11 protein-coding genes and 1 tRNA gene are annotated in these 13149 nt (G+C 35.9%); 10 read left to right on the top strand and 2 right to left on the bottom strand.

Annotated features, from left to right (window positions below):
* Positions 1 to 33 precede the first annotated feature (33 nt).
* The 4 genes from BUC17_RS08265 (at position 34) to BUC17_RS08280 (ending at position 3994) form a co-directional block, all read left to right on the top strand.
* Positions 34 to 1929, top strand: a complete 1896-nt coding sequence (locus tag BUC17_RS08265; protein ID WP_073363281.1) for a RecQ family ATP-dependent DNA helicase — start codon at positions 34 to 36, stop codon at positions 1927 to 1929.
* Positions 1929 to 2876, top strand: a complete 948-nt coding sequence (fmt, locus tag BUC17_RS08270; RefSeq protein ID WP_073363283.1) for a methionyl-tRNA formyltransferase — start codon at positions 1929 to 1931, stop codon at positions 2874 to 2876. The genes BUC17_RS08265 and fmt overlap by 1 nt, the downstream gene beginning before the upstream one ends.
* A gap of 176 nt (positions 2877 to 3052) precedes the next feature.
* The gene (locus BUC17_RS08275) at positions 3053 to 3325 is read left to right on the top strand and encodes an HU family DNA-binding protein (RefSeq protein ID WP_073363284.1); all 273 of its coding nucleotides are present in this window, start codon (positions 3053 to 3055) and stop codon (positions 3323 to 3325) included.
* Positions 3326 to 3433: 108 nt separating this feature from the next.
* On the top strand, positions 3434 to 3994 hold the full coding sequence (locus BUC17_RS08280; protein WP_073363286.1) for a YqgE/AlgH family protein: 561 nt from the start codon (positions 3434 to 3436) through the stop codon (positions 3992 to 3994).
* Here the strand turns inward: BUC17_RS08280 and BUC17_RS08285 are convergent.
* Together BUC17_RS08285 and BUC17_RS08290 are read right to left on the bottom strand one after the other, a co-directional pair.
* Entirely contained in the window at positions 3986 to 4807 is an 822-nt protein-coding gene (locus tag BUC17_RS08285; protein ID WP_073363371.1) for an aminotransferase class IV, read from the bottom strand. The two genes, BUC17_RS08280 and BUC17_RS08285, sit on opposite strands and share 9 nt — an antisense overlap.
* 48 nt (positions 4808 to 4855) lie before the next feature.
* Positions 4856 to 5248 (bottom strand): START-like domain-containing protein, encoded by a 393-nt coding sequence (locus tag BUC17_RS08290; protein ID WP_073363287.1) that lies wholly within the window; start codon positions 5246 to 5248, stop codon positions 4856 to 4858.
* A gap of 147 nt (positions 5249 to 5395) precedes the next feature.
* Between BUC17_RS08290 and BUC17_RS08295 the strand changes: the two genes are divergently transcribed.
* The 6 genes from BUC17_RS08295 to BUC17_RS08320 all read left to right on the top strand — a co-directional run bounded on the left by BUC17_RS08295 (position 5396) and on the right by BUC17_RS08320 (position 13147).
* Positions 5396 to 5469: transfer RNA gene (locus BUC17_RS08295), tRNA-Met, on the top strand.
* Positions 5470 to 5522: 53 nt separating this feature from the next.
* Entirely contained in the window at positions 5523 to 6965 is a 1443-nt protein-coding gene (locus BUC17_RS08300) for a tyrosine-type recombinase/integrase (RefSeq protein ID WP_073363289.1), read from the top strand.
* 77 nt (positions 6966 to 7042) lie between these two features.
* Positions 7043 to 9745, top strand: a complete 2703-nt coding sequence (locus BUC17_RS08305; RefSeq protein ID WP_073363290.1) for a restriction endonuclease — start codon at positions 7043 to 7045, stop codon at positions 9743 to 9745.
* Positions 9746 to 9809: 64 nt separating this feature from the next.
* Positions 9810 to 10649, top strand: coding sequence for a DNA damage-inducible protein D (gene dinD / locus BUC17_RS08310; RefSeq protein ID WP_073363292.1), 840 nt, complete (start codon positions 9810 to 9812; stop codon positions 10647 to 10649).
* On the top strand, positions 10650 to 12689 hold the full coding sequence (locus tag BUC17_RS08315; protein ID WP_073363294.1) for a site-specific DNA-methyltransferase: 2040 nt from the start codon (positions 10650 to 10652) through the stop codon (positions 12687 to 12689).
* A 2-nt stretch (positions 12690 to 12691) separates the two neighbouring features.
* Positions 12692 to 13147, top strand: coding sequence for a hypothetical protein (locus tag BUC17_RS08320; protein ID WP_073363295.1), 456 nt, complete (start codon positions 12692 to 12694; stop codon positions 13145 to 13147).
* The last annotated feature ends 2 nt before the right edge of the window (positions 13148 to 13149 follow it).

A 13149-nucleotide genomic window follows, 5' to 3' on the forward strand; every position in this document is an offset into this window, starting at 1 on the left:
GTATCTTTGTGTTGCTCGTTTGCAAAATGATCCATGAGTAACCTACATGATATTCTAAAACACTATTGGAATTACGAGGCGTTTCGCGAACCGCAGGAGGCGATTATTGAATCGGTTTTGGCGGGTCGAGATACGTTTGCGTTATTGCCGACGGGCGGAGGAAAATCGTTGTGTTACCAACTGCCTGCGTTGGTCCGTGAGGGGATTGTCTTGGTGATTTCGCCTTTGGTTGCATTGATGAAAGACCAAGTGCAGCAGTTACAAATGCGCAACATCAAAGCGATGGCGTTAACGGGGGGCATTCCCACAGAAGAACTTATTGATGTGCTGGACAATGCACAATTTGGAGGATACAAACTTGTGTATTTATCGCCCGAGCGGCTGCAAAATGAAATCGTCCTTTCGCGGCTAAAAACTTTACCTATTCACCTGATTGCCATTGACGAGGCGCATTGTGTATCGCAATGGGGTCATGATTTTCGTCCTGCCTATTTAAAGATTGCGGACTTGCGAATTCATTTTCCCAAAGTTCCATTTTTGGCGCTAACGGCAACCGCAACGGCGCGGGTACAAGCCGATATCATAACGCAATTGGCTTTGGAGCAACCGAATGTCTTTTCAAAGTCCTTTGCCCGAGAGAATTTGGCCTACATGGTCTATGCACCAGAGGACAAATTGCAGTTTGCCAAAAACGTATTGTTAAAATATCCTGGGCCTTCCTTGGTGTATGTTTCCAACCGAAAATCGTGTTTGCACACGGCGCAGCAGTTGGAAGCTATGGGCATCTCGGCGACGTTTTACCACGGGGGATTATCGCCGGCCGAAAAAGAACGGCAAATGGGTTGGTGGATGGAAGAAAAAAAACAGGTCATGGTGGCCACAAATGCCTTTGGAATGGGCATTGATAAGGCAAATGTTCGTACTGTTTTTCATTTTAACCTACCGCCCAATTTAGAGAATTATTACCAAGAAGCGGGGCGTGCAGGGCGCAATGGTTCGAAAGCCTATGCCATTTTGTTGGCTAATGCCTCCGATCGATTGCAGGCAACGCAACAATTTTTGGGTGTCTTACCCGACAAACCGTTTTTATCGCAAGTCTACCAAAAGTTATGTGCCGACTTGCAAATTGCTTACGGAGAAGGCTTAGACGAAACGTTTGGTTTTAATTTACACCGTTTTTGTGTCAAATACAATTTACCCGTAGCGCGCACGTATCAAGCACTACAATTTTTGGATCGGCAGGGCATTTTGAATCTTTCCCAGGAATTTTCAGAGAAGCTAACCCTACAATTTATCGTTCCTTCCAAAGAGGTGATACGCTATAGTAGTTTGCATCCTGAACAAGAGACGATTATCGTCACTCTTTTGCGCACGCATCCCGGGGTGTATGATCAAATGACTGCCATCAATTTATCGGTGGTGGCGCGAAAATCGGGCGTTACAGAAACCAACGTATTGGCGGTATTGCATCAGCTTCAGTTGCAAGGATTGGCGACGGTACATTCGAAAACCAATGATGCCCAACTTACCTTTACGACCATTCGAGAGGATGCGCATACGATAAATCGCGTGAGTAAATATTTAATTGCGCAAAACGAATTAAAGGCATCCCAGTTAAAATCGGTGTTGGCCTATGCAGAAAACACGAGCCAATGCAATCAACGCTTATTATTGGACTACTTTGGTGAAAAAGAAGCGGCCGATTGCGGACACTGTTCGACCTGCATTGCGCCCCGAAAAAAGACCCTGGAATTGGGCGATCTCCCTGAGGCCTTATTGCGATTGTTGCAACAACGCCCGTTTAGTTCAAGAGAATTACAAGAAATACTTTCACAACCCGAAGAGGCGCTTATCTTTGCACTTCAATCGTTGTTGGAAGCCGAGCGCATCCGTTTACTTCCCGACAACACTTATTCATTGCGCAACTAATGGAATCATTACGAATCGTATTTATGGGAACGCCCGAATTTGCCGTCGGGATCTTGGAGGCTATCGTTGAACACGGATTGCAGGTCGTGGGGGTGGTTACTGCTGCCGACAAACCTGCAGGTCGTGGACAACAGCTTAAATTTTCGGCAGTCAAAACCTATGCCCTGGCGCAAGGGCTGCCTTTGTTGCAACCTACCAACTTAAAAGACCCCGATTTTATTGCGGCGTTGGAGGCTTGGGAGGCAAATGTGCAAATCGTGGTGGCGTTTCGTATGTTGCCTGAGGTTGTATGGCGTTTGCCGAAATGGGGCACCTTTAATTTGCATGCCTCGTTATTACCACAATACCGGGGAGCGGCGCCGATCCATTGGGCTATTATCAATGGGGAGACCGAAACGGGAGTGACGACCTTTTTTATCGATGATAAAATAGATACGGGAGCCATGATACTGTCGAAAAAAACAGCGATTGGTCCCGAGGAGAACACAGGAAGTTTACACGACCGCTTGATGGTATTGGGAAAAGAGGCGGTGCTAGAAACCTTGGAGCGCATTGCACAAGGCGATGTGGCCACAGTTCCCCAGAAGGAAACGGGTGATCTAAAGACTGCTTACAAGTTGAATAAAGAAAACTGTCTCTTGGATTTTCATAAAAAAGGAAAAGAGTTGTACAACCAAATCCGAGGGTTATCGCCCTTCCCTACTGCTTGGTGTCATGTGATTGATGGGGAAATGCGTTGGGCCGTTAAACTATATGAAGCGGTTTTTGTTGAAACCCCACACAATGAAAGGATTGGACAGTGGAAAACAAGCAAAAAGGAAATTGAAATTGTGGTAACTGATGGGTACTTAAAAATAAAAGTCCTGCAATTTCCAGGCAAGAAAAAAATGACCGCCCAAGAGGTATTGAATGGCATGCAATTTAGTTCGGAATGCCGTGTGGAGTAATTGGGAGACCCTATAAACACTAGATTCGGATGCTTTTGGCGGCTGTTTATCAACAAATAAATTGAGTTATCAACAAATTAATCGAAAATACGTGTAATCAGTTGCATGCTGTGGATTTTCTACTAAATTTGTTATGATTAACAATTAAGTTTAACCAACAATTAATAACTATTATTATGAACAAGTCAGAATTAATCGATGCAATTGCTGCTGATGCTGGAATTTCCAAAGCAGCTGCTAAATTAGCTTTAGAGTCATTTTTAGGAAATGTAGGGGCTACTTTGAAAAAAGGTGGAAGAGTTTCATTGGTAGGTTTCGGTTCTTGGTCTGTATCTAAAAGAGCAGCTCGTGAAGGAAGAAACCCTCAAACCGGTAAAACAATCAAAATTGCTGCTAAAAATGTAGTGAAGTTTAAAGCAGGTGCTGAATTAGAAGGTTCTGTAAACTAATTTCTGTTACCCGATATCATCAAAAATCACGGTTTCGACCGTGATTTTTTTTTGAATAACCATTGACATGCCAAATATTTTTGTACTTTTAGTTAAAATTGCTTAATAATGTCAACCGAAAGCCTACAAAAAGGACAGTTATTAATTGCAGAGCCTTCCATCATTGGGGATCTTTCCTTCAATCGGTCGGTTATTCTGTTGGCAGATCATAATCCTGAGGGATCGGTGGGTTTTATTCTTAACAAACCCCTGACGTACGCTTTACACGATTTAATCCCTGACATTTCGGCTTCGTTCACGATATATAATGGTGGGCCAGTAGAGCAAGACAATCTTTATTTTATTCACAACATACCCGATTTGTTACCCAATAGTATTGAAATTTCTGAGGGGATTTATTGGGGAGGTGACTTTGAACGTACCAAAGCCTTGCTTAATGATGGTACCATCCAAAAAGACAACATTCGCTTTTTCTTGGGGTACACCGGCTGGGGGGCACAACAATTGGAGCAGGAACTCGAATCGCAGTCCTGGATAGTTTGTGCTAATAGTTACAAGCAAACTATTTTAAGTAAGTCCTCCCGTGATTTTTGGAAAGAAAAAATTTTGGAACTCGGAGGAGACTACGTATTATGGTCCAATGCGCCTGAAAATCCTATTCTAAACTAACTGATTTAGTTGTAACGTCCATGCTTGTGCTTGCGTGGTCACAAACTCTTTTTTACGGTAATGGGTTATAGATCGAATACCTTGAATGGCATTGGTGTAGAACAATTCGTCGGCATTTTGTAATTCAAAAGGGGATATCGGAGCTTCTTCCACTTCCCATTCGGGTTGGGCCTTTACCATTTTTAGCACTTGTTTTCGTAGAATACCATTTAAACAGCCTTCACTGAGCGGCGGGGTAATTAATTTTTTCCCTTGGAGCATGAAAAGATTTCCATTCAACACTTCAGCCACCCGCTTTTGCTCGTTGAGTACTATACATGTATCTAACTCGTTCTCTTGTGCATAAACGGCTCCAACAATATTTAATAACCGGTTGGTTGTTTTTAGTGTGGACAATAAGTGGTTGGGAACATGAAAATCTTTAAACAAATCGGCGGTACAGGGCGTTTCCTCATGAATAAAATGAGCGGTAGCTAAAGGCGTGGCTTCAATCCAAAACGAAACCGCATTGGTTGTAGGAGTGTAATAACCGCCTTCATTACGATACACCGTCAGGCGCACCCGAAAAGCACCTTCTGGAGCAACGACACTTTTCAACTGCGATTCAAGATATTCCATGGTAAAGGTGCTGGGAATGCGCATTCGTAAAATACGCATAGAAGCCATCAAACGAAAGTAATGATCTTCCCAAAAACAAGGAATTCCGTCAACGACCCGAAGGGTTTCAAACAAAGCATCACCGTATAAAAATGCACGATTAGAAGATGAAAAAACGGTGGTATGATCGACTAAAGTTCCGTTGAAATTAAGCATAAAAAATCCCTCTTTTTTGGAGGGACAAATATAGGAAGTAAAAGACAATTACACCGAACCAATTACATGCTTCAAATCGGAAACTTGATTTTCCCACAATTGTTTGGACTCATCGACCTCATCTTCTTCGGCAAAGTCGACTACCATCAGGGAAACGTCTTTGGTGATTTCATCTTCCAAGATACGTAACTCAAAAAAATACTCGGTATCTTTCTTTTGTTCATCTACCCATTTAAAGCGAACCTTCTCTCCCGTTTTTTTGGAAGCCAATCGGGCATGTTCTTCGGTATCTTCCCAGTGAAACGTAAAAAATTCACCCCGCGAATTCACGGTATCGGCAAACCATTCCTGTAATCCAGAAGGGGTTGAAATATACTGATAAAGTAACTGAGGTGAGGAATTTATGGGGAACTCAATCTCGTAGCGTACTTTTTGTGCCATAATCTATTTTTTTTTTTTCGAAATATATAATTAATTTGAGAAATTTCACTTTAAAAAAAATATTTTTTTTTGAAAGGAATAATTTGCAGACATTCATATTAATTATATATTTGCACCCGCATTGACAAACGGGTTAATGCACGTCCTGGCGAGGTAGCTCAGTCGGTTAGAGCGCAGGATTCATAACCCTGAGGTCGGGAGTTCAAATCTCCCTCTCGCTACAAAAATGAAAGTAATGAAATCAACGGTTTAGGTACTCTAAACCGTTTTTTTTATGTCTAAAATATTTTTACATTTACAAAAAGTACACGATTTAGTACACGATTTAGAACACTATTCCCCAATTAATCAATCGAAAAACTTGTTGAAACAAAAAGACTTTACTGCTCCAAAAATCTTTACAGGCGGTGTAAATATTCTGTTATGGAATCAACTTAGTGAGTCAGAAAAAGCAAAAGCTTTGTCAAAAAGTTGGTACATATATTATAGTTTCAGAGATGCAGAAACTGGCAAACTAAAAAGAATGCCAAACATCAAAGGCAATGTAAATAAGCTAAAAACTAAAAAAGAAAGAGTTGAATACTTGAATGCAATGAGTGTTGCACTAGAATTTTTACTTGAAAAAGGTTTCAATCCTAACACAAACAATAATATTGAAGAGCTACTTAATAAAAAGCAGTCCGAAGCTTCAAAAGGAAACAATACTAGCATTGCAATTCCCAAAGAAAACATTGCAATTCCCAGCAAAACCATTGCAATACCTGCTGAAAACATTGCAATAACAAATAAAACCATTGCAATACCTCAAGAAAATATTGCAATTCCCGAAACTCTAACAATTAAAGAAGCTTTTGAATTTGCATTAAACTTAAAGAAGAACACAATTAGAGATACTTCATATAAAAACTTTGAATTAAGAGTTAGAAAATTCAGAAAGTCTTTGGATGAAAATAAACCGATAACTTTCATAACCAAAAAAGTTATTAATGATTACCTGAATGACGTATTGGTAAATTCAAGTGCAAGAAACAGAAACAATACAAGAGCAGATTTAAGTTCGTTGTTTCAAGTTTTAGAGGACAATGAAATAATTGCCGATAACGTAGTCAAAAAAATAAATGTGTTAAAGTCAAATCCTGAAAGAAATAAGACTTACACCTCTGAAATGCAGAAAGACATTTATTCTTTTCTTGAAGAAAATGATAAGTTACTTTTACTATTTATAAAATTTGTGTCATATAACTTTTTAAGACCTATTGAAGTTTGTGAATTGAAAATTAAGGACATTGATTTGATAGGTAAAAGACTTTATTTGAGAACCAAAAACAAAGCAGTAAAAATCAAAATTATACCAGAAATTTTGCTGAATGATTTACCCGATTTATCAAATTTTGTCCCTGAAAGTTTTCTCTTCACTCCTACTGGCTTTGGCCAAGATTGGGTTACAGAACCAAACAATAAAAGAGACTATTTCTCAAAACGATTTAAAGAAGTTGTAAAAACACACTTTAACCTGAATAAAGATTACGGAATGTACAGTTTTAGGCACACTTTCATCACTAAACTGTATAGAGAAATGCGAAAAACTAGCTCTCAATTTGAAACTAAAAGCAAATTAATGTTAGTTACTGGGCATTCTACAATGACCGCTCTTGAAAAATATTTAAGAGATATTGATGCAGAATTACCAGAGGATTATTCAAACTTACTTCGATAAGTAATTTGCTAAATTCTTACTAAAATCATAGTATTTTTCTATTATATTTACAGTTCAATATTAAATAAGAGCCTTTAATGGAATTTAAGTTAGAAAACCTTAATTATCAAGACATCGCAATACAATCAGTAGTCAAAATTTTTGATGGTACTGATAAAAATAATTTTGATAATTCTTGTATTGAGGGCATTCGTTCAAACACAACAAAACTTACAACTGTTGATATTGAAAATAACATTAAAAGTGTATTACTAGAAAACGGTATTTCAGAGGAAATTGCAAAGCTTTCAAATGAACGAGATATTTGTGTTGAAATGGAAACAGGAACAGGTAAAACACTTGTTTACATCAAAACTATTTTTGAACTCTTTAAAGAATACGGTTTTACAAAGTTTATAATCTTAGTTCCATCTGTTGCCATTCGTCAAAATATTATTGGAACGTTCAAAGCGTTTGAAAAACAACTAGAAAGCATTTACGGTTTTAAACCCGATGCCTTTGAATATGACAGCAAAAAACTTCAAAAAGTTAGTCAGTTCATCGAGGAACAATATCCTCAAGTAATGATAATGACTTTGGCTTCATTCAATTCAGAGGATAAAATTTTGAACCAAGCACAAAGAGAGGATTTATTCAATAATATTCCTTTTATTGAAGCCATTGGAAAAACCAATCCTATAATTATAATGGATGAACCTCAAGAGGGAATGGATACTGATAATTCCATAACTCAAATTGCAAAACTTAATCCATTGTATAAAATTCGTTATTCGGCTACTCACAAAGTTGTTAAGAATTTAATTTATAGACTAACCCCTTATGATAGTTACAAAGAGGGTTTAGTTAAGAAAATTGAAGTTTTGACAGTAACCGAAAAAAACGATGAAGCAACTTTAAAAATAGAGTTGGTAGACATACAATTTGGAAAGGGAGACCCAAAAGTAAAACTGAAAGCTTGGCATTTGAGCAAAACATCAAACAAAATTGAATTTAAAGTTAGTGGTTGGCTTTGCAATGGAGATAATTTGGGAGAAAAAACAAATAATCCTAGTTATCTGAATTATTCAATTTCTAACATCAACAAAAGTTTAAAAACTGGAAAATGGACTGTTACCTTTTCTAATGGTGCAGAAATTTTAGAAAAACAAATTTCAGGCACTTTAGAGAATATTTGGGCTTTGCAAATAGAGTGGTTAATTCACAGACATTTTGCAAAATCACAAAAATTAGCTCCAAAAGAAATTAAATGCCTATCCTTAATATTCATTGATAGGGTTGCAAACTACATTGGAGAGAAACCAGTAATCAAAAATCTTTTTATTGAAAAATATAAAGCGGTTTATCCCGAATATCACAATGGAAACACTCCAACTGATGAACATATACAAAGCGTTCAAGGCTATTATTTTGCGCAAAAATCAAGTGGCGAATTTGCAGACAATGAGGGCGGAGTAAAAGAACAAGCCAAAATTTATGAATTGATATTAAGAGGTAAAGAAGAACTTCTTACTTTATCAAATCCTGTTCAATTTGTGTTTTCTCACTCGGCTTTGGGAGTTGGTTGGGATAATCCAAATGTTTTCAACATTGCAACGCTTAATAATTCCTATTCAGAAACTAAAAAACGTCAGGAAATTGGTAGAGGATTGCGTATTTGTGTAAATCAAAAAGGGCAACGGGTATATGATGCGATTGATGTTGAAGATAGTGAGCGTATAAACCAACTTACGGTTATTCCAAATGAAACCTATGAGACATTTGTAACACAATATCAAGAAGAAATTAAATCGGTTTATGGCACTACGAATGCAGGTGCAGGAATGACACACAACCATAAAGGAACTCAAACCGATGAAGTAAAATTCAAACGAAATACAAATGAGACTATTGACAAAGCTTTCAAAAAATATTGGACTGCTTTAGCTAAAAAAACAGAATACACAGTCAATTTTGATGAAGAGCGTTTGATTAATACCGCTGTTGAAGAGATAAATAAAATTACAATCCCTGATTTTGTCATTGAAGCATCTAGCTTTTTAATTGATTCTATCAATGAAGAGGGCAAACAAGACACATTTCAAGGTTCAGAAAATGTAAAACAAAAAACAAATTTCACTCCACTAGATTTAATTGAAGAGTTAAGTGAAAATACAGGATTGAGTTATGCTTCAATGTTCAAAATATTTGAACAATTGACCAATCTTAAAGAAGTGGTTAAAAATCCACCTAGATTTATTCACGAAGCTTCCGCAATCATTCGCAATGCTGAATTAGATGAAATGATTAGAGGATTAAACTATGAATTAACAGGAGATAGTTTCCCATTTGAATTTAATGACTTTGTAAAAAACATATCAGACAAAGGGTATGTTGCAACCCCTAACAAAGGAGTATTCGACAAAATGCTAATTGATAGTGATGTAGAAAAAAAGTTTTCATTGGATGCTGATAAAGATGTGGAAGTAGTTTGTTTTCTGAAACTTCCAAGTTGGTATAAAATAAAAACACCGATTGGAGATTATGAGCCTGATTTTGGTTTAGTAATGAAGCGTAAAAACCTTAAAGACGGCAATGAAAATGAGTTTTATTTTGTGATTGAAACCAAAGGAACGAATGACATCAATGACAAAAAAGCTTTAAAAGAAAGCGAGATTTACAAAATAAGATGTGCTATAAAGCATTTTGAAAAATTGGGATTAGAGGTACAATACAAAGCTCCAGTAAAAGAGTATAGTTACTTCAAAACAGAAGCAGATAAAACAATAAATTCTATTATATAAAAACACCATTTTCCCGACATCAGGAAAATGATAAAAATATATTTTAACTAAAACTTTTGTAATTATGAAAAGTGAAGAAATTATGGCGTTGTTCCAACAATTTGAAGCAGTTGCATCTGAATTGGAGGGTATCGAATGTTGGAGTGCAAGAGAATTGCAAAAGCTTTTAGGATATAGTAAATGGGAAAACTTTGAAAACGTTATCCAAAAAGCAAAAGATGCTTGCAATAATGCAGGCGAAGATATAAACAACCATTTTCCCGACATCAAGAAAATGGTTTCTATTGGTTCTGAAACCGAAAGAGCCATTGACGATATTGCTTTAACTCGTTATGCTTGTTATTTAATTGCTCAAAATGGAGATAGTAGAAAAGAAGAAATTGCTTTTGCTCAAAACTATTTTGCGGTTCAAACTCGTAGAGCAGAAATTATCGAGCAACGTTTACTTGAATTTGAAAGAGTTAAAGCGAGAGAAAAACTAACTCAAACCGAAAAACAACTTTCAGGAATTTTATTTGAACGTGGAGTTGACAGCAAAGGTTTTGGATTAATTCGTTCCAAAGGAGACCAAGCATTATTCAAATTGTCAACCATTCAATTGAAAAAGAAAATGGGAGTTCCTGACAATAGACCTGTTGCAGACTTTCTTCCTACTATTAGCATAAAAGCGAAAGACCTAGCGGCTGAAATGACTGGATTAAATGTGCAAAGCAAGGACTTGAAAGGGATAACGAAAATAGAAAACGAACACGTCGAAAATAACAAGGCGGTTAGAAAAATGCTGACACAAAGAGGAATTGTTCCAGAGAATTTGCCACCTGCCGAAGATGTTAAAAAGATTCAACGCAAGTTAGATGGCGATGACAAAAAGATATTGAAAGATTCAAAGAAACCAAAAAAATAAATGGAAAGCATAAACGACTTCATGCCAAATAGCAACGATTGGAATAGCGAACGTTTGCAAACCCTAAAACACCTATACCCTGATTGGTTTACTAATGAGGGCAATTTGAATATTGATGAAATTAAAAAAGCAGTCAATCCAAGTTTGATTAATGAAACTGAACGCTATGAATTTCGTTGGTTTGGTAAAAGCCAAGCCAAACGCAATGCTTTCACGCCTAGTAATGCAACGTTAGTGTTTGATGAAGACCGAAGTATCAACCCAGATAATAGTGAAAACCTAATTATTGAAGGCGAAAATCTTGAAGTTTTAAAGCTATTAAGTCAAAGCTATCGTGAAAAAATAAAGTGTATTTACATTGACCCACCATACAATAAAGATAAGGATTTTGTATATTCTGATGTGTTCTCTCAAGATAAAAAGAGCTATTGGGAAGATTCCCAGTATATGGAAAACGGGGTAATAATTGATACAAATTCTGAAACAGATGGCAGATTTCATAGTAATTGGCTGAACATGATGTATAGTCGTTTACTAATTAGTCGGCAACTATTAAAAAATGATGGTGTAATATTTATTTCATTAGACAATAGTGAGATACATCACTTGAGAAAATTATGTGATGAAGTTTTTGGAGAAGAGAATTTCATAGAATGCATAACTTGGAATAAAAGAGTTCCAAAAAACGATAAAGGTATTGGTAATATACACGAATATATCTTAATCTATGTTAAAGATGCTTTGATAAAGCATGAATTTACAATGCGAAAAGGAGGTTTAGACGATGTTACAAATCTTATTTCAAAATTGAAAAAACAAAAGATTGCAATTCCTGAAGCAGAAAGTCAAATTAAGAAGCTATATAAAAAAAATGATTTTGATAGAGGGATAACTTTATATAATTCTCTTGATGATAATTATAGATTGTGGGGTAAAATAAATATGAGTTGGCCAAACGCTGATACTTTTGGCCCTAGATATGATGTTATACATCCAAAAACAGGAATGATTGTAAAAGTGCCTGATAGAGGTTGGAGATGGAAAAAGGAAACATTTGATGAAGCAGCAAATTTTAAAGATGGAAAATATCAAAATGTAATTGAATTACATGATGGTAGTTACATGTGTGGTAAAATTTGGTTTAGTAAAGACGAAAATACTCAACCAAGTTCAATAACATATTTTGATGAAGTAGAGAGTTTTTTATTGAGGTCAATTATTTCAATGAAAAGCGATGGAGGCATTGAACTAGAAAAAATATTCGATGGGAAAAGCTATTTTTCCTACCCTAAGCCTAGTTCTTTAATACAGTTATTAATTGGCTCTATTAAATCTGATGACAACGATATTTTTCTTGATTATTTTGGAGGTTCAGGAACTACAGGTCATGCAATTTTTAAATTAAATTCTGAAGAGAACTCTAATAGAAAATTTATACTAATCCAAATGCCTGAAGCAACCTCCGAAAAAAGCGAGGCATATAAAGCAGGTTACAAGAAAATTAGCGATATAACTATAGAACGGAACAAAAGAGTTATTCAAAACATCATTAAAGAAAAAGAAAGCAAACAACCTGATTTATTTACAGGCGACAAAAAAGAAGATGCCTTGCAAGGATTAGGTTTTAAAGTGTTCAAATTGCAAAAGTCAAATTTCCCTAGAGTAGATTTTGCACCTGACCCTGAAAAGACAGAAGAAGAAAATATTGAATTACTCAAAACCTACATTGCAAATAAGGAATTGCAATTAGTCAATGCGTTCAACAAACCAGAACTTTTAACCGAGATATTACTGAAAAACGGTTATAATCTTAATCACAAACTGGTTTTGCAAACCCAGTTTGCAAGCAATGAGGTACAACTTGCAAGCGATAACGAAAAAGAAACTTTGATTTGCCTTGACGTGGTTATTAATCCTGAAACAGTTGACTATTTCAAAACCAATACTGATAAGAAATTCATTTGTTTGGAACGTGCGTTAGATACCACCAAAAAATACAACTTGAAACATTATTTAGGAGATAAATTTAATGCGTTTTAAGTGTGGAAAATGAAATTACAATTTATTTCGATGAACCAAAAAAATTTGAAGCTTCAAACATTAGACCTTTAAATGGTTTAGCTGGATTGTATTTTATTTTTAGTAAGTCAATTGATATTCAATACCCTTTTGCAAAATCCAAATTACTATATATCGGAATGAGCGAAAAAAAAACAAACAGCATCGGGAGTAGGTTACTTAGTCATTTTGAAGGCAAATCAAAGAATGTTGGATTAATAAATTATAGAAAAATTGAACCATTATATTTTACATACATAAATTTTGAAATATTGCAAAATGTATGGAAATTCAGAATTGAAGATTTGGAAAGCCACTTCATATCAAATTTTGTTGAAAATTATGGTGTTTACCCTATTTGCAATAACAAAACTGGACTTACAGTTTTAGACAAAAAGCAGTCAGGTAATTTAAAAATAGATTGGAAATATTTTAAATAAAA

Source organism: Flavobacterium fontis, from assembly GCF_900129405.1.
In the GTDB taxonomy this organism is placed as follows: domain Bacteria; phylum Bacteroidota; class Bacteroidia; order Flavobacteriales; family Flavobacteriaceae; genus Flavobacterium; species Flavobacterium fontis.

Bases quoted from the DNA above. Each gene is read 5' to 3' on its own strand.
- BUC17_RS08265 (WP_073363281.1), top strand. From the start codon at position 34: ATGAGTAACCTACATGATATTCTAAAACACTATTGGAATTACGAGGCG.
- fmt (WP_073363283.1), top strand. From the start codon at position 1,929: ATGGAATCATTACGAATCGTATTTATGGGAACGCCCGAATTTGCCGTC.
- BUC17_RS08275 (WP_073363284.1), top strand. From the start codon at position 3,053: ATGAACAAGTCAGAATTAATCGATGCAATTGCTGCTGATGCTGGAATT.
- BUC17_RS08280 (WP_073363286.1), top strand. From the start codon at position 3,434: ATGTCAACCGAAAGCCTACAAAAAGGACAGTTATTAATTGCAGAGCCT.
- BUC17_RS08285 (WP_073363371.1), bottom strand. From the start codon at position 4,807: ATGCTTAATTTCAACGGAACTTTAGTCGATCATACCACCGTTTTTTCA.
- BUC17_RS08290 (WP_073363287.1), bottom strand. From the start codon at position 5,248: ATGGCACAAAAAGTACGCTACGAGATTGAGTTCCCCATAAATTCCTCA.
- BUC17_RS08300 (WP_073363289.1), top strand. From the start codon at position 5,523: ATGTCTAAAATATTTTTACATTTACAAAAAGTACACGATTTAGTACAC.
- BUC17_RS08305 (WP_073363290.1), top strand. From the start codon at position 7,043: ATGGAATTTAAGTTAGAAAACCTTAATTATCAAGACATCGCAATACAA.
- dinD (WP_073363292.1), top strand. From the start codon at position 9,810: ATGAAAAGTGAAGAAATTATGGCGTTGTTCCAACAATTTGAAGCAGTT.
- BUC17_RS08315 (WP_073363294.1), top strand. From the start codon at position 10,650: ATGGAAAGCATAAACGACTTCATGCCAAATAGCAACGATTGGAATAGC.